Here is a 16,158-nt window from a genome sequence, read left to right as displayed (position 1 = left end):
GACGCCCGCGGCGTGCCGGCGCTCGGCGGCGCCGACCGCGCCGCCATCGCGGCCGTGTCGGGTGCGAGCGAGTTCACCGACGCCTGGCTGGCCAACCGCCGCCTCTCGCCGCACACCCGCGCCGCCTACAAGCGCGACGTCGGCGCCTGGCTCGCCTGGTGCGGCGCCCGCGGCGTCGACCCGCTCGCCGCCAGCTTCCTGGACGTCAACGCCTACGCCCGCCAGGTCGAGGAGTCCGCGGCCCCGACCACCGTCGCGCGCAAGATGTCGGCGCTGTCGAGCTGGTACGAATTCCTCGTCAAGCTGCGCGCCCTCGACGCCAACCCGGTCTCCGGCGCCGACCGCCCCCGGGTCGACCGCGACCACTCCGCGACCGTCGGCCTCGCACCCGAGGAGGTGGACGCCCTGCTGCGCACGGCCGCCGAGGCGACCGGCCCGACCGCCGCCCGCACCCGGGCCGCCCTCGCCCTGCTCGCCGACCTCGGGCTGCGGGTCGGCGAACTCGTCTCGCTCGACGTCGCCGACCTGGGGGAGGAGCGGGGTCACCGCAGCATCCGCTTCACCGGCAAGGGCGGCAAGCACCGCCGGCGGGCCCTGACACCAGGCACCGCCGCCGCGGTAGACGCCTACCTGACCGAGCGCGCGGCCATCGCCGGCAAGACAGCGGCCGAGCTGACCGGCCCGCTGCTGGCCACGGCGTCCGGCGGGCGACTCGACCGGCACGCGATCTTCCGCCTGGTGCGCAAGGTCGCCCGCGACGCCGGCATCCCCGCCGCGGACCGCCTCTCGCCACACTCCCTGCGGCACGCGTTCGCCACGACCGCCCGTGCGGAGGGCGTGGCGCTGGAGGACGTCCAGGACGCGATGGGCCACGCGGACCCACGCACGACGCGCCGCTACGACCGCGACCGCCACAACCTCGACCGCGACCCGGCCTACGCGATCTGGTCGGCCCGCGCCCGCCGGACCTAGCCCGCGGCTGACCGCGCGGAGGTCGTGGCGCTGCCGGACGCGACGGGCCGCGCGGACCGGCGCGGCGACCACCGCGCTGGCTGCCCTCCCTAGGAAGCGGAGAGCTCCTTCTCCAGCGGCGTCCGGAACTTCGGCTTGACGCGCACGTCGCCGAGCCAGTCGGCCAACTCCGCGGCGGCCGTCGCGATCCGCTTCTGCGTGCGCGCCGGCACCTCTTCTAGTAGGCGGTGAACCACCCGCCCGTCCGGGTGTTGGCTCCAGCCGCCGACCACCCGGCCGTCGACCCAGACCGTCGGCCCCGGGTTGCCCGAGCGGTCGAACAGGGCCGGTGCGTGCGGACCGAGGTACCAGTCGCGGCCCACCCAACCCATGATCGTCGGGTCGAGGGCCGGCAGCAGCGCCACCCACGGCTCCGGCGACGCCACCGGCGCGACGTCGTCGGCCAGCACATAGCCGATCTCGGAGCCGTCGAGCGCCACCTCTTCGACGTCGAGCGCCGCCAACGCGGCCGTCACCTGCGCCCCCGTCCAGCCCGCCCACCACTTCAGGTCGGCCGCCGTGCCCGGGCCGAAGCGCGCCAACCACAAACGCGCCAGCGCCGCCCGGGCCGTGGCCGCATCGTGCCGGTGCAACCCGCCCGGGACCCAGGTGTCGGCCGGCGCCCACTCGTACTGCGTCGACAGCCACGACCCCCGCGGCCGCCCACGCACGATCAAACCCTGCATCGACAGCAGGTTGAGCACCCGCGAGGTGATCGCCGGCGTCTGGCCATAACTCTTGTCCGGGTCGATCGCGAGCTGCGTCTTGAGCCGCGGCTCGTCGGCCGACAACTGCGCCGCGGTCGCGGTGCCGCGGGCGTGCAGCGCGTCGAGGGTGCCGCGCTCGACGTCGCGTAGCCATGGATCGCCGTAGTCGTGGCCCGCCTCAGCCAGGTGCTTGAGCAGCAGCTTGCGCTGCACCACGGCGATCGCGTCGGTGCAGGCCGCCTGCACGACGGGTGCGTCCTCCACCGGCGCGATGAACATGGTGCGGCGCATGCCGAGCATGCGGATGAGCGTGCGGTCGGCGTACAACGCGTGCTCGATGTCCTTGATGACCGGCGCATGTAGTCGCGCCGCGGCCGACAGGAAGACGGTGGCCGCGTCGGTGGCGTGCAGCACCACGAGGTCGCGGGTGACCTCGACCGGGTCGTGTGCGGATGGGCCGGCCAGGCGGTGCCGGAGGCCCAGGCGGGCCCTTCGCTCGGTCACGTCGATGCGTCGTCGCGTCACGAGAGGGATAGTCGCACGCCCCACCGACAAGAAACACACAATGCAAAGACTCCCTTGCAAAGACACCTTGGCAAAGATATCTTTGCATGCATGACGGAGCGTGAAGTCAAACTCGACGCGACGACGCTGCGCGGCCTGGCCCACCCCCTGCGAGTGCGGATCCTCGGCATGCTGCGCGAGGACGGCCCCGCGACCGCGACCACCCTCGCCGAGCGGCTCGGCCAGTCGACCGGCGCCACCAGCTACCACCTGCGGATCCTGGCCAACTACGGCTTCGTGGTCGACGACCCGGAGCGCAACGTCGGCCGCGAGCGCTGGTGGAAGGCCGCGCACAAGTCGACCCGCATCGAGTCCGACGACGACCTGCCGCCGGCCGAGGCCGAGGGCTACCTGCGCGCGGTCGCCGCACAATATGCCGACCGCGTGGACCGCTACCTCGACGAGATGGCGTCGCTGCCGCGGGAGTGGCGAGACCCGGCCACCATTTCCGACTGGCGGCTGCGGCTCACGGTCGAAGAGGCGAACGAGCTCAACGAGGCGATCTTCGAGCTGGCCGAGCGCTACCGCCGCGAGGACGACGACGTGCCCTACCCCGACGGCGCGGAACGGGTCGGCCTGCAGGTCCAGATCCTGCCGTTCCCGGCAGCGGGCGAGGAAGAACGGTGAAGCACCGGACCGCCTTCGTCGCCCTGCTCACCGCCGACACGATCTCCGCCGTCGGCACGCGGATGAGCGCGCTCGCGCTGCCCTGGTTCGTGCTGGCCACCACCGGGTCGCCGACCAGGGCCGGCATCGTGGCGTTCGTCGAGATGCTGCCGTACGTGCTGGCGGCGGCCGCCGGCGGCCCGCTGATCGACCGCATCGGGGGGCGCCGGTTCAGTGTCGGCGCCGACGCGGTCAGCGCGCTCGCGATCGCCGCCGTGCCGTTGCTGCACGACCGGATCGGCTTCGGCGGCCTCCTCGTCCTGGTCGGCGTCGCGGGCGGCCTGCGCGGGTTCAGCGACACCGCCAAGGAAGCGATGTTCCCGCGGGTCGCCGAACGGTCCCAGGTGGAGATGACCCGCGCGGCGGGGTTGCAGGACGGCCTGCACCGCATGGCCACCCTGCTCGGCGCGCCGGCCGGCGGCGCGCTGATCGCGGTCCTCGACGCGCCGACGGTGCTGCTGTTCGACGCGGCCACCTTCGCGGTGTCGGCGCTGCTCGTGCTCCTGCTGGTCCGGGTGCCACCGCCGGCGGAGGCCGCGGACGAGCCTTACCTGCCGGCGCTGCGAGCCGGGTTGGCCTTCGTGCGCGGCAACCCGTTGGTCATGGCGATCGTGGTGATGCTGTTCGCGACCAACCTGTTCGACGCCGCGTACAACTCGGTGTTGTTGCCGTTGTGGGCGACCCTGATCGGCTCACCCGTCGTCCTCGGCCTGGCCAGTGCGTCCCTCGGCCTCGGCGCGGTGCTGGGCAACATCGTTTTCACCGCGTACGCGCCGCGGGCACCGCGCTGGGCCTTGTTCACGTTCGGCTTCCTGGTCGGCGGGGCGCCGCGGTTCCTCGTCACCGGGCTGTCCGACGAGTTCTGGCTGCTGTACGCGGTGTCGTTCGTCGCGGGCCTGGGCGTCGCCGCGATCAACCCGATCCTCGGCGCGGTCAGCTACGAGCGGGTGCCGCCGCACATGATGGCCCGCGTGCAGGGCGTGGCGACCGCGGTGAGCTGGGCCGGCATCCCGCTCGGTGGTCTGCTCGGCGGTTCGCTGGCCGGCGTGGTGGGCGTACACGCGGCTCTGCTCGTCCTGGGTGTCCTCTATCTGGCGGTCACGCTGGTGCCGCTCTTCCGGCCGGTGTGGCGGGAGCTCGACGTGCGGCCGGCGGCGCCCGCCGACTCGCCGCGGGTTGCCGAACAACCTGTCCCGTGATTTCCCGAACCGGGGGTGAACCTTCTCGCCTCCGGGTGGTACCCACAAGCGATGGACGAGTCCGACGAGGCGTTGTTGCGCCGCGTGGTGGGCGGTGACGAGCAGGCTCTGGAGCTGCTCTACGCCCGCCACGCGGCGGTGCTGCTGCGCTACGCGGTGCAACTGACCCGTGACCGCGGGCTGGCGGAGGAGGCGCTTCAGGACACGTTCGTCGCCGTCTGGCAGGGCGCGGCGGCCCGGTTCGCCGGCGGGTCGACCGTCCGCACGTGGCTGTTCGGCATCTGCCGCCGTCAGGCCGCGAAGCGGATTCGTTCGTCACCGCCGCCCGCCCTGCCGCTCGACGCGGCGGCCTCCGTGCCGAGCGCCCTTGCCACGCCGGACGAGGTCGCCCTGGCGCGCGCCGACGTCACCGCTGTCGGCGCCGCCATGGCCCGGCTGCCGGCGGGCCACCGCGAGGTGCTGCACCTGGTGTTCGCGGCCGAGCTGCCCCTGGCCGAGATCGCCACCGTGCTCGACATCCCGCTCGGCACCGTGAAGAGCCGCCTGTTCAACGCCCGCGCCGCCCTGGCCCGGGCCCTACCCCAACTCACCGCGAAGGAGGCCGGCCGATGACCCATCCGACCGATGCGCTCCCGGCGTACGCGGCTGGCACGTTGCCGCCGCCCGCGGCGGCGGAGATCGCCGGCCACCTGCAAGGTTGCGCGCCGTGCCGCGCGGACGCCGCGTCGTGGTCCACGTTGGCTTCGGGTGTACGCACGGCCACCCTGGCCGCAACCCCGCAGGACCCGCCGCCGTTCGCGGTCGTGCGTGCCCGGCTGACCCATGTGCCGCCGCGTTACGTGCCGGCCGGTCGCCCGTTCGGTGCAGCGCGGATCGCCTGGGGGCTGCTGACCCGGCAGCTCCGGCTGGTCGGCTGGCGGGTCTGGGCGGTCGCCGTCGTGGTGATCGCCGCGGGAGCCGGATATGCCGCGTCGGCGCCCGCCAACCGCGCCGGAGACCTGCTGTCCCTGGTGGTGCCGTTGGTGGCGGCCCTCGCCGTCGCCGCCGCTTGCGGTGCCGACGGGGAGGCGGCCGAGCTCGTGCGGGCCACTCCGACCTCGACCCGGGTGCTGGTCCTGGCCCGCCTCACCTTGGTGTTGGCGGTGACCGTCGGCGTCGGCACCCTGGCCTCGGCGGCGATGGCGTGGCCGCGGGGTGACCTGGCGCTCGCGGAGCTGTTCGTGACCTGGTTCGGCCCGCTCGTGCCGCTGTCGGCCCTGAGTTTCGCGCTGGCCGTGCTCTGGCGCCCGGAGATCGGCGCCGCCACCGTCCTGGTCTGCTGGATGCTGCGCCTGCTGGCGCCGACGGCGCTCCTCGACCGCGGCCTCGCACCGGTCCTCGACGCCCTGTGGCGGCCGGGCCCGGCGCTGCTGCTGGGTGCGGTGGCCGTGACGTTCGCGGCGGTCGTGCTGGCGCCGCTGGCGGGTCGTCGCCCTGTCCGGGTGGCGTCGTCGTGAGCCGGGTTTTCAACTTTGTCCTGAACCTTCGCCCGCCCGCGCGGTACCCATCACCGTGAGACTGACCATCTGGCTCCACGAGGCGCGGCGGGCGGGGCCCGCGGCGCTGCTCGCCCCACCGGCCGCGTTGCTCTTGACCGCCGCGATCGCCATGTTCATCCAGCTCTCCGGAGCCGGGCACGAGCGGGCCGAGCGCCTCCTGCTCGCCGGGCTCGAGGCGGTCGCCCCGCTGTCGGTCGCGATGGTGGCGCTGACGATCGTCGTCCGCGAGACCTGCCGCGAGCTGCACCTGTCCTTGCCCACCCTCCATCTGGCCACCATCGGGCGGCGGCTCGGCGTCCTGGGCGCGAGCACCGCCGCCTGCTGCCTGATCTACGCCGCGGGCGCCTGGCTGGCGGGCTACCGGCTCGGTCCCGGCGGGGCCGCCACGCTGCTGGTCTGGGCCGCGCCGGCACTCTGGCTGGCCGCCTTCGCGGCACTGGTCGCGGCGGTCACGCGCAGCGCCGTGCTGACCAGCAGCCTGGTCGCCCTGATCTGGCTGGCCGAGCAGATCTGGGCCACGGTGTTCGTCACCCCGGCGCTGCGGCCGCTGTTCCTGTTCTTCACCAGCCGGGTCGGCGACGGTCCGGGCTGGGCCGCCAACCGGATCGGGCTGCTCGCCGGCGGCTTGGTTCTCCTGGCTGCCACCGCCGCCGTTCTGCACAGGCCCGAGCGCCTGCTGACCGAGGAGGACGCGTGACCGCGCTGCTCGCCGTGGCCCGCTACGAGTTCCGGATGCAGGCCCGCAAACGATCGCTGTGGATCGCCGCGGTGCTGCTCGGCGGCACCTTGGTCGTCCTGCAGGGCGACCGCGGCCCACGCAGCCTGCCGGTGGGCACCCCGGCCCGCGAGGTGATGGCCACCTGGGCGCTGCTCTTCTCCATCCTGATGCCGCTCGCCTACGGCATGCTCCTGGCCGATCGGCTGGTCCGCGACCGGCGGCTGCGGGTCGAGCCGCTCCTGGAAAGCCTGCCCGTTGGGCCGGTCGCCCGGCTGGGCGGGAAATACCTGGGGGGCGTCGCCGCGTGCGGCCTGCCCGGCCTGGCGGCCCTGCTGGTCGCCGCCGTCACCGAGCTACCGAAGCGGCACGACCCGGCGCTGCTCGGCTGGGCCCTGGTCGCGTTCGCGGTGGTCACCCTGCCTGGGATCGCGATGGTGGCCGGCTTCGCGCTGGTCTGCCCGACGTTCCTGTCGGTGCCGCTGTTCCGAGTGCTGTTCGTCGGCTACTGGTTCTGGGGCAACATGCTCGCCCCCGCGTTCCTGCCCTCGCTGACCGGCACGGTCCTCACCCCGATCGGCGACTACGCCGCGACGTGGCTGCTCGGCAGCGGCCAGACAGCCTTGTTCGCCGGCACACCGGGCCTCCTGCCGTTCCTGCGCCCCGACCCGAGCGGTGCCTCGGCGGCGCTCAGCGTCGCCGTGATCGTCCTATGTGGCCTGATCCCGATGACCGCCGCCGCCCTCGCGGCACACCGCGCCACCCGCCAGACCTGGCCCGCCAAGGCCTGAGAGGACCACATCGTGCACATCGAAATCGCAGACCTGCGGCGCCGCTTCGGCCGGGTGACCGCCCTCGACGGGGTCGACCTGACGGTGTCGGGTGGGATGTTCGGTCTGCTCGGCACCAACGGAGCCGGCAAGACGACCCTGATGCGGATCCTCGCCGGCGTCCTGCCTGCCACGTCGGGCCGGGTCGTCGTGGGGGGCAACGACCTGTCGACCCGCGGGGGCCGGGTCGCGGTGCAGCGGCGCCTCGGCTACCTGCCACAGGAGCTGGGCCTCTATCCCGACCTGACGCCGACGGAGTTCCTCGACTACGTGGGCCTGCTCAAGGGCCTCGACGACCGGGCCGCCCGCCGCGGCCAGGTCGGCGACCTGCTCGACCTGGTCGGCCTGTCCGACGTCGCGGGCCGCAAGCTCAAAGGCTTCTCCGGCGGCATGCGCCGCCGGGTCGGCATCGCACAGGCGCTCCTCGGCGACCCGACGCTGCTGATCGTCGACGAGCCCACGGTCGGCCTCGACCCGGAGGAACGCATCCGCTTCCGCACGCTCCTGTCCAGCCTGGCCGGCGCCCGCACGGTCCTGCTCAGCACCCACATCGTCGAAGACGTGGCACAGACGTGCCGCCAGACCGCGGTCCTCGCCGCCGGTCGCGTCCTCTTCACGGGCCAGGTCACCGACCTGACCGCCCGCGCCGAAGGCGTCACCTGGGAGATCGTCACCGCCGGCTCACCTCCCACGGACGGCGTCGTGGTGTCGGCGATCGCCCGCACGGACGGCACCCACTACCGGGTTGTCAGCCCCCGCCCACCGTCGCCCGACGCCATACCGGTCAGCCCGTCGCTGGAGGAGGGCTATGTCGCATTGATGCGCTCCGCGACACCGCTGCCGGTCGGCTGAACGGCGGCTGCCGGCTTGGCCCTTTGCGGCGGGTTGTGACGGGCGCGGGGTGGTTGGACTGACCGCGGCATGGCGGGCGGTCGGTTGGGCGGCGGGCGCGAGGCGGCTCAGGCCAACCGCACCATCGCGCGCGGTCGGTTGAGCGGCGAGTCTCGGCTGCGGCGTTCGCGGCGGGCTCGAGGGGCTCAGGCCAACCGCACCATCGCGCGGGGTCGGTTGGGCGGCGGGTGTCGGCTGCGGCGTTCGCGCCGAGGCGGCTCTGCCAACCGCGGCGTTGCGGCCTGGTCGGCTCGCCGGCTGGCGGTCGCCTCGGGCCACACGGCGTGGCGGGGCACGACGCGGCTAGCCCAAGCCACACACCGCCGCCCGTCGGCTGATCTGCCGGCGCGTCTTCGCTCTTCGTCGCGGGACACGGCACGGACCCGGACGAACCAGACTCGACCCACCGCGTTCTTGCGCCGGCGAACGAATGCGCGGGCGGGCCTGCCGCTGCAGCGACCGCGACGAGCGCGGTCTGTGCCGCTTCGCCAGGAGCGGCGTCAGCGAATCTCGCGCTGACGCCCAGCCGTCCTGGGCGCGGTCGCGCCCGGTCCGCTGCGGGTCGTCAGCCGTTGACGAGCATGACGACCAGCACGACCGCGGCGGTCGCGACGAGGATGCTGAGGATTGCCACCCAGGCCTGGCCGGTGCGGTTCGTGGTGGGAGTCGGGCGTGGTATGTCCGGGCCGTAGCCTGCCGCGGGGCTCGCCGGCGGTGGATAGCCGGGTGCGGCGTAGCCGGGACTCGCCGGCGACGGATACCCGGGTGCGCCGACCGGCGCTCCCAGCGGCGGCGACACCGGCCGGTCCGGATCCACCGGCAACCGCTGGGTCGGGACCCGCGGCACCGCCCGCGCCGCCTCCAGGCTCACCGCGCCCTGTGCCACCACGGTCTCCGGCTGTTCCAGCGCCGTCGGGGCGATGCCGAGCTCCTGATGGATCAAGCGGGCCACCAGCGGCATGCGGCTCGACCCACCCACCAGGAACACGCCGACCAGGTCGTCCTCGTCAAGGCGCGCGTCGGCGATCGTCCGGGCCAGGCAGTCCACCGTCCTCGACAGCATCGGCCGGGCCAAACGCTCAAGCTCGTCGCGGGTCACGTGCGCCGCGACGTCCAGCGCCGGCAGGTGGACGTCGGCTGACGCGGTTCGGGACAGTGCCTCCTTCGTACCCCGGACGTCGTCGTAGAGCAGCGCCCGCTGCCGCCTGTGCTCCATGTCCGCCGGCGTCAGCATCGCGTTCCACAGCGACGTCCGCGACGACGAGTAGGCCGCACCCAGGTGGTCGACCAGCGCCTGGTCCAGGTCGAGACCGCCCACGTCGGGCAGGCCGTGTGCCGAGAGCACCTCGAACCCGGCGGGGGACCGGCGCACCACCGCGGCGTCGAACGTGCCCGCACCCAGGTCGTACACGGCCAACGCTCCGCCCGGCGGCACCGACCCGCGCAGCACCGAGGTGAAGTAGCGGGCCGCGGCCACCGGCTCCGGCAGCAGCGTGGGCGTCCCCGGCAGCCCGGCCGCCGTCGCCGCGGCGACCAGGACCTCGCGGCGCAGCGACGACCAGCCCGCCGGGTGGGTCAGCACCACCGAGTAGTCCTCGCCCGCCCACCGCCGTGCCTCCGCCGCTACCCGCGACAGCACCGCACCGACCAGCGCGGACACCGGCACCGACTGCTCGCCCAGCAGCACGTCGCCCTCGTCGACGCGGCGCTTCGGGTTGGGCTCGAACCGCGCCGGGTTCAACCGGGCCGCGCGCACCGCGTCGGCGCCCGCGACCAGCCGCCCGCCGGGGTCGAGATAAACCGCCGAGGGCAGCAGCGGCGAGCCGTCGAACAGCAGCGGCCGACCCGGCCCGCCATCGACGGCGACCACCGCGACCGTGTGCGACGTGCCAAAATCGATGCCCACCGCCCGCATGGCCGTCACCCTATCGTCGTACCGGCCCGGCATACTCCGTCCCGTGCACCCGTACCTTGACGCACCCGCGCCGCTCGCGTTCGCCCACCGCGGCGGCGCCGCCGACGGTGACGAGAACACCGCCGAGGCATTCGCCCGCGCGGTCGCGCTGGGCTACCGCTACGTCGAGACCGACGTGCACGGCACGCGCGACGGCGTTTCGGTCGTTTTCCACGACGAGAACCTACGCCGTCTGACGGGTCATCCCGGCCGAATCAAAGACCTGACGATCAAAGATCTCGACACGGTACGCGTCGCGGGCTCGGCCGCCGTGCCCCGGCTCGACGACGTGCTGGCCGCGTGGCCCGAGGTGCGGTTCAACATCGACGTCAAGGCCTCGCCGGGCATCGCGCCGACCCTGCAGGCGGTTCACGACGCCAAGGCGGCCGACCGGGTGTTGCTGGCCAGCTTCAGCGACAGCCGCCTGGCCCGCATCCGCCGCCTCGCCGGGCCGCGGATCGCGACGAGCCTCGGCATGCGCGGCGTCACCCGACTATGGCTGGCCTCGCGGGGATACAGGCCGGTCCGGATGCACCCGTCGGTGGTCGCCGCCCAGGTCCCGCCCCGCTACGGGCGGCTCACCGTCGTCGATGCGCGTTTCGTCGCGTACGCGCATCGGTTGGGTTTGCAGGTCCATGTCTGGACGATCGACGAACCCGAGCCGATGCACCACTTACTTGATCTCGGCGTGGATGGCATCATGACCGATCGCGTCGACGTGTTGCGCGACGTCTACATCGCCCGCGGCCTCTGGCCCTGAGCTATCCCCGAGGACAACCCGATGGCCGAGGTCACCGCCGCGACGACTGTCGACGCCGCGCCGCCGCCGAGCACCAAGCGCGAGCGCACCGGCTGGTACATGTACGACTGGGCCAACTCGGCCTTCCAGACCACCGTCATCACGGTCTTCCTCGGCCCGTTCCTGACGACGGTCACCGAGCTCGCCGCCGGCTGTGCCCTCGGCGCCGACGAGTGCTCCGGCCGGGTGCACCCGTTCGGCATCGGGATCGCGGCCGGCTCGTTCTATCCCTACCTGATCTCGCTGTCGGTCCTGCTCCAGGTGTTCGTGCTGCCCGTCGTGGGCGCGATCGCCGACCGCACGCCGCGCAAGAAGTGGCTGCTGGCCGGCTTCGCGTTCCTCGGCTCGCTGGCGACGATCCTGTTCGCGTTCGTCACGGGCGAGCGTTACCTGCTCGGCGGGCTGCTCTTCCTGATCGCCAACATCTCGTTCGGCGCCGCGTTCGTGGTCAACAACTCGTTCCTGCCGCAGTTGGCCGCGCCCGACGACCGTGACCGGGTGTCGAGTCGCGGCTGGGCGCTGGGCTACCTCGGCGGCGGGCTGTTGCTGCTGCTCAACCTCGTCGCGGTGATGCTGCTCAGCGAGGACGGCAACGACCAGCGGACCCTCGACCTGGCCCGCTGGTCGATCGTCTCCGCGGGCATCTGGTGGGCGGCGTTCACGGTGCTGCCGCTGCTGTGGCTGCGCGACCGTCCCGTGGTCGCCGCCGAGCCGGTCGGCCCCCGGGGCAACGTGCTCACCGACGGTTTCCGGCAGCTCGGCGGCACGTTGCGGCACTTGAAGGCGTACCCGCTGACGCTGTTCTTCCTGCTCGCCTTCCTGGTCTTCAACGACGGCATCCAGACCGTGATCACGCTGGCCAGCCAGTACGGCACCGAGGAGCTCAAGCTCGAGCAGAACACGCTGATCATCACGATCCTGATCGTGCAGTTCCTCGCGTTCGGCGGCGCGCTGGCGTTGGGGCGGCTCGCGGAGCGGATCGGCGCGTGGAAGACCGTGCTGCTCAGCCTCGTGCTGTGGACCGCAGTGATCATCGCGGCGTTCTGGCTGCCCGCCCGGGAGCCGGTGCCGTTCATGATCCTCGGCGCGTGCATCGGCATCGTGCTGGGCGGCAGCCAGGCGCTGAGTCGGTCGCTGTTCAGCCAGATGATCCCGGAGGGCAAAGAGGGCGAATACTACGGCTTCTATGAAATCAGCGACAAGGGTACGAGTTGGCTCGGGCCACTGGCGTTCGGTCTGGTGTTCCAGCTCACTGACTCGTACCGCGTCGGGATCGTGTCGTTGGTGTTCTTCTTCGTCGTGGGCTTCTTCCTGCTGCTCGCGGTGCCGGTCCGGCGGGCGATCATTGCGGCCGGCAACACGCCGCCGCGCGTACTGTGAGTTGATCTCGCGTACCGGCGGTTAGGCTGCCGGATCGTGACTGACGACTCCGCACTGTCCACGACCTGCCACGCCGCCGGCGACGGGCGGTTGCGCCACGGCGCGGCCCTCAAGTTCTTCTGGGGGCCGATGGACTGCGGCAAGTCCACGATGGCGCTGCAGATGAACTACAACCACGCCCGGCAGGGGCGGCGCGGTCTGGTGTTGACCCGGATCGACCGTTCGCTCGGGCCGCAGGTCACGACGCGGATCGGGCTGGCGCACGACGCGATCGAGGTGACCGACGAGCTGGACCTGGTCGAGCTCGTCCGGTCCAAGTGGGCGGCGGGGATCGGTGTCGACTATCTGATCTGCGACGAGGCCTGCTTCTACGGCGAGCACCACATCGAGCAGTTGGTGGAGCTGGTCGACTGCTACGACGTGGACGTGTTCGCGTTCGGGCTGGCCAGCGACTTCCGGTCGGTGCTGTTCCCGGCGGCGCGGCGGCTGTTCGAGCTGGCCGACTCCGTGGAGCGGATCCAGGTCGAGGTGCTGTGCTGGTGCGGGCGGCCTGGCGCGTTGAACGCGCGGGTGCTCAACGGGGTGGTGGCGCGGTCGGGTGAACAGGTGGTGATCGGCGACACCGCGGCCGACGCGGACGTCCGCTACCAGGTGTTGTGCCGGCGGCACTTCATGGCTGGTGACCTGGGCGCGGCGTTGCCGCAACCGGCGTTGCCGGGCATGTGAGAAGTTTTTCTTCCGAGCGCGAACCAAATCACGTGCTCATTCCGATGAAGAGGGTGTGAGACCACCACCGACCGACGCCGACCTGCTGGCCCATGTCGCGGCCGGCGACCGGGTCGCGTTCGAGACGTTCTACCGTCGGCACGCGGCCTGGCTGGTGCTGCGACTGCGCCACCGGTGCCCCGACGACGGGCTGGTCGACGAGGTCGTCCAGGAGACGTTCCTCGACGTGTGGCGAGGTGCGGCACGGTTCCACGCGTCGCACTCCGCTGACGTCGCCGGCTGGCTCTGGCGGGTGGGGTCGCGGCGGCTGGTCGACGCGCTGCGGCGGCGGCACTCGCGCGATCGGCTGGGCCGGCTGCTGGCGCGGCTCCGGCGCCGCGACGAGCCCTCGGCCGAGGAGCAGGTGCTCCTCGGCGTCGAGCACGGCGATCTGTCGGGCGCGCTCGCGCGGCTGTCGCCCGAGCTGCGGGCCGTCATCCAGGCCACCGTGATCGACGGCCTGTCCACCGCGGAGGCCGCGGTCCTGCTCGGCATTCCACCCGGCACCGTCAAGTCCCGGGCGATGCGGGCCCGCCAACAGTTGCGTGCGGAGCTGACATGACCACTTGGCATGTTCCTGACGACGACCTACGCGCCTATGCCGGCCGTGGCCTTGGCCCCCCTCTGCTCTGGTCGACGGAGACCCATCTGTTCTCGTGCGACTCGTGCCGCGAGCGGCTGGCGTCGCTCGTCCCAGTCGACACCGGCTGGACCCAGCTGGACGCGGCGCTGGACGCACCCCGGCCCGGCCCGGTCGAACGGCTGCTGGTCGGTCTCCGGGTGCCCGACCACACGGCCCGACTGCTGACCGCGACACCGGCACTGCGGCTGTCGTGGCTGGCGGCGGTCGGTGTCACGCTCGTGCTGACCGCGCTGCTGGCACAGGCCGTGACCCCGGTGGTGTTCCTCGGCGCGGCGCCGCTGGTGACCCTGGCGGGGGTGGCGGTCTCGTTCGGGCCGGGCGTCGACCCGACCCACGAGATCACGGTGACCTCACCGGTCCACGCGTTCCGGCTCCTGCTGCTGCGCTGCGTGGCGGTGCTGTCCGCCAACACACTCCTGTCCGCGGCCGCGACGCTGTTCATGCCTGGCCACGGGCTGACGATCGCGGGCTGGTTCCTGCCGTCGCTGGCCCTGACGGTGGCGACGCTGCTGCTCTCGCCACGCCTGGGCGCCTCGTGGGCGGCGGTCCTGGTGGGCGCGCTCTGGGTGCTGGCGGTCGTCTGGGCCGGCATGCTGCCGTTCTCCACCGCCGGCCAGCTGTCCCTGCTCGCGGCGGCGGCGGCCCTCTCGGTGCTGCTGGTGCGCCGGGCCGCCGTGTTCGACGTCCTACCGACCCGGAGGCTCCGATGAGCTTGCCGCCTGTGAGCGACCGCGCGGTCCCAGCTGGTCTCGGCGTCGTTGGCTCGCCGCCCCGCGCTGCCCGACCTGGTTCCGACGGCGGCGGCGGCGCCGTCGTCGGCTCGCCGCCCCGCGCTGCCCGACCTGGTTTCAACGGCGGCGGCGCCGTCGTCGGCTCGCCGCCCCGCGCTGCCCGACCTGGTTTCAACGGCGGCGACGCCGTCGTTGGCTCGCCGCCCCGCGCTGCCCGACCTGGTTTCAACGGCGGCGACGCCGTCGTTGGCTCGCTGCCCCGCGCTTCCCGAAATGGTTCCGACGGCGGCGGCGCCGTCGTTGGCTCGCCGCCCCGCGCGGTCCGAAATGGTTCCGACGGTGGCGGCGTCTTGGCTCGTGGCCTTCGCGTTGTCCTACCCGCTTCCAACATGGGGGTTCCAGTGACGCTGTCGTCCGCGACCGACGTCGCCGTCCTGCCACAGGCGCCGGTGACCTCCTGTGACCGCGACGTCGTGGTCCGGGCCGTGCCATTGGCCCTGGTGTCGTGGAGCGCCCACACCGCCCTGTTCGTGCTACCGAGCCGGAGGCTCCGATGACCCTGACTTCCGCGACCGACGTCGCGGTTCGCGTCGACGGATTGGTGCTGCGCTACGGGCGCACGACCGCTCTTGACGGGGTGTCAGTGACACTTGGCGCCGGCGTGACGGGGCTGCTCGGGCCCAACGGCGCCGGCAAGACGACGTTGTTGCGGGTGGTCGCGACCGCCATCCGGCCCGACTCGGGCGCGGTCTCGGCGTTCGGGCACGACGCGCTGAGCGGGCCCGGCCGGCTTGCCGTTCGGCGCAGGCTTGGCTACCTGCCGCAGGATCCGGGGTTCCATCCGTCGTTCACGGCGTTCGAGTTCGTCGACTACGTGGCGATCCTCAAGGAGCTGACGTCCCGGTCGGCCCGGCACGCCGAGGTGCGCCGGGTGCTCGACCTGGTCGGTCTCGACGCGCAGCGGGGCAAACGGATCCGCGCGCTGTCCGGTGGCATGCGCCAGCGGGTCGCGTTGGCGGCGGCGCTGGTCGGTGACCCGGCCCTGCTGATCCTCGACGAGCCGACCGTGGGCCTCGACCCGGAGCAGCGGATGCGGTTCCGTGAGCTGTTCGCGGAGCTCGCCGAGGACCGGGCCGTGCTCTTGTCTACGCACCAGACCGAGGACGTCATGTCGCTGTGCCGCGTCGTGGTCGTCCTCGACCAGGGGCGGGTCCGGTTCAGCGGCGCGCCGCTCGAGTTGGCCGGCTTGGCGGCTGGCCGGGTCTGGACCAGCGACACCCGGGCGCCCGGCGCGCTGGCGTCGTGGCGGACGGGCACGGGGGCCTACCGGAACGTCGGCGATCCGCCGGCCGGTGCGTCTCTGCTGTCGCCGACCATCGAGGACGGCTATCTGACCCTGGTCGACCTGCGATCGACGGAGGGGCAGCGATGACCGCGCCCGCCGACCTCGGAGGGCCGGTGGTGACCGCCGACGTCGACGCGCCCTCCACTGCGCCGCCAGTCGCCGCCGGCGTCTCGCGGCGGCGGGCCGCGCTGGCGTTGGCCCGCTTCGAGGCGGTCCGGATGGTGCGCCACCCGGTGATGGTGGCCGCGGTGCTCCTCTACCTCGGGCCGTGGGTATGGCAGCGGGTCAAGCCCGGCGCCGACCACTACCCGGTGCTGCACGCCGACCTGGTGACCCTGCAGATGGCGGCGATGCTCGTGCTCGGCGGCGCGGCGCTCGTGGTGGCCAACCTGGCGGTGCTGCGCGAACACCGACACCGCA

At 73.0% G+C, this 16,158-nt stretch carries 18 protein-coding genes; 16 read left to right on the top strand and 2 right to left on the bottom strand.

Annotated elements, in window-relative coordinates:
* Positions 1 to 12 precede the first annotated feature (12 nt).
* A complete protein-coding gene (locus Air01nite_RS30670; RefSeq protein WP_203706858.1) occupies positions 13 to 972 on the top strand; it encodes a tyrosine-type recombinase/integrase in 960 nt (319 codons plus the stop codon).
* An 89-nt stretch (positions 973 to 1,061) separates the two neighbouring features.
* Here the strand turns inward: Air01nite_RS30670 and Air01nite_RS30665 are convergent, their stop codons facing one another.
* Positions 1,062 to 2,243 carry a winged helix DNA-binding domain-containing protein gene (locus Air01nite_RS30665; RefSeq protein WP_203706826.1) on the bottom strand — a complete coding sequence of 394 codons (1,182 nt, stop codon included), beginning with the start codon at positions 2,241 to 2,243 and terminating at the stop codon, positions 1,062 to 1,064.
* A gap of 90 nt (positions 2,244 to 2,333) precedes the next feature.
* On the opposite strand from Air01nite_RS30665, the gene Air01nite_RS30660 reads away from it, so the two are divergent.
* Genes Air01nite_RS30660 through Air01nite_RS30630 form a run of 7 tightly spaced genes read left to right on the top strand, consistent with a single transcriptional unit; the run spans position 2,334 to position 8,082 of the window.
* Positions 2,334 to 2,909, top strand: a complete 576-nt coding sequence (locus tag Air01nite_RS30660; protein WP_203706825.1) for an ArsR/SmtB family transcription factor — start codon at positions 2,334 to 2,336, stop codon at positions 2,907 to 2,909.
* Complete coding sequence (locus tag Air01nite_RS30655; protein WP_203706824.1) at positions 2,906 to 4,147, top strand: MFS transporter; 1,242 nt, start codon at positions 2,906 to 2,908, stop codon at positions 4,145 to 4,147. Before Air01nite_RS30660 ends, Air01nite_RS30655 begins: the two co-directional genes overlap by 4 nt.
* 51 nt (positions 4,148 to 4,198) lie before the next feature.
* Positions 4,199 to 4,759, top strand: coding sequence for an RNA polymerase sigma factor (locus tag Air01nite_RS30650; protein WP_203706823.1), 561 nt, complete (start codon positions 4,199 to 4,201; stop codon positions 4,757 to 4,759).
* A complete protein-coding gene (locus Air01nite_RS30645) occupies positions 4,756 to 5,643 on the top strand; it encodes a zf-HC2 domain-containing protein (protein WP_203706822.1) in 888 nt (295 codons plus the stop codon). Before Air01nite_RS30650 ends, Air01nite_RS30645 begins: the two co-directional genes overlap by 4 nt.
* Before the next feature lie 55 nt (positions 5,644 to 5,698).
* A complete protein-coding gene (locus Air01nite_RS30640; protein ID WP_203706821.1) occupies positions 5,699 to 6,382 on the top strand; it encodes a hypothetical protein in 684 nt (227 codons plus the stop codon).
* Positions 6,379 to 7,191 carry a hypothetical protein gene (locus Air01nite_RS30635; RefSeq protein ID WP_203706820.1) on the top strand — a complete coding sequence of 271 codons (813 nt, stop codon included), beginning with the start codon at positions 6,379 to 6,381 and terminating at the stop codon, positions 7,189 to 7,191. The genes Air01nite_RS30640 and Air01nite_RS30635 overlap by 4 nt, the downstream gene beginning before the upstream one ends.
* 12 nt (positions 7,192 to 7,203) lie before the next feature.
* Positions 7,204 to 8,082: an ATP-binding cassette domain-containing protein gene (locus Air01nite_RS30630; protein WP_203706819.1), complete on the top strand. Its 879-nt coding sequence runs from the start codon at positions 7,204 to 7,206 to the stop codon at positions 8,080 to 8,082.
* Positions 8,083 to 8,686: 604 nt separating this feature from the next.
* On the opposite strand, the gene Air01nite_RS30625 is transcribed toward Air01nite_RS30630, so the two are convergent.
* Entirely contained in the window at positions 8,687 to 10,036 is a 1,350-nt protein-coding gene (locus Air01nite_RS30625; protein ID WP_203706818.1) for an Hsp70 family protein, read from the bottom strand.
* On the opposite strand from Air01nite_RS30625, the gene Air01nite_RS30620 reads away from it, so the two are divergent.
* From Air01nite_RS30620 to Air01nite_RS30585, 8 genes are all read left to right on the top strand, one after another.
* Positions 10,035 to 10,835, top strand: coding sequence for a glycerophosphodiester phosphodiesterase family protein (locus Air01nite_RS30620; RefSeq protein WP_203706817.1), 801 nt, complete (start codon positions 10,035 to 10,037; stop codon positions 10,833 to 10,835). The two genes, Air01nite_RS30625 and Air01nite_RS30620, sit on opposite strands and share 2 nt — an antisense overlap.
* A 21-nt stretch (positions 10,836 to 10,856) precedes the next feature.
* Positions 10,857 to 12,254 (top strand): MFS transporter, encoded by a 1,398-nt coding sequence (locus Air01nite_RS30615; RefSeq protein ID WP_203706816.1) that lies wholly within the window; start codon positions 10,857 to 10,859, stop codon positions 12,252 to 12,254.
* Positions 12,255 to 12,290: 36 nt separating this feature from the next.
* Complete coding sequence (locus tag Air01nite_RS30610) at positions 12,291 to 12,980, top strand: thymidine kinase (RefSeq protein ID WP_373310501.1); 690 nt, start codon at positions 12,291 to 12,293, stop codon at positions 12,978 to 12,980.
* Between the two features lie 55 nt (positions 12,981 to 13,035).
* Positions 13,036 to 13,581 carry an RNA polymerase sigma factor gene (locus Air01nite_RS30605; RefSeq protein ID WP_203706815.1) on the top strand — a complete coding sequence of 182 codons (546 nt, stop codon included), beginning with the start codon at positions 13,036 to 13,038 and terminating at the stop codon, positions 13,579 to 13,581.
* Positions 13,578 to 14,372 carry a hypothetical protein gene (locus Air01nite_RS30600; protein WP_203706814.1) on the top strand — a complete coding sequence of 265 codons (795 nt, stop codon included), beginning with the start codon at positions 13,578 to 13,580 and terminating at the stop codon, positions 14,370 to 14,372. Before Air01nite_RS30605 ends, Air01nite_RS30600 begins: the two co-directional genes overlap by 4 nt.
* 410 nt (positions 14,373 to 14,782) lie before the next feature.
* Complete coding sequence (locus tag Air01nite_RS30595) at positions 14,783 to 14,950, top strand: hypothetical protein (RefSeq protein WP_203706813.1); 168 nt, start codon at positions 14,783 to 14,785, stop codon at positions 14,948 to 14,950.
* Positions 14,947 to 15,825 carry an ABC transporter ATP-binding protein gene (locus Air01nite_RS30590; RefSeq protein WP_203706812.1) on the top strand — a complete coding sequence of 293 codons (879 nt, stop codon included), beginning with the start codon at positions 14,947 to 14,949 and terminating at the stop codon, positions 15,823 to 15,825. Before Air01nite_RS30595 ends, Air01nite_RS30590 begins: the two co-directional genes overlap by 4 nt.
* The coding region (locus Air01nite_RS30585) for a hypothetical protein (protein WP_203706811.1) at positions 15,822 to 16,158 on the top strand (337 nt) is incomplete at its 3' end. The genes Air01nite_RS30590 and Air01nite_RS30585, both read left to right, overlap by 4 nt.

It is taken from the genome of Asanoa iriomotensis, assembly GCF_016862515.1.
GTDB classification, from domain to species: Bacteria; Actinomycetota; Actinomycetes; order Mycobacteriales; family Micromonosporaceae; genus Asanoa; species Asanoa iriomotensis.
This window is presented reverse-complemented; position numbering and strand designations above follow the sequence as displayed.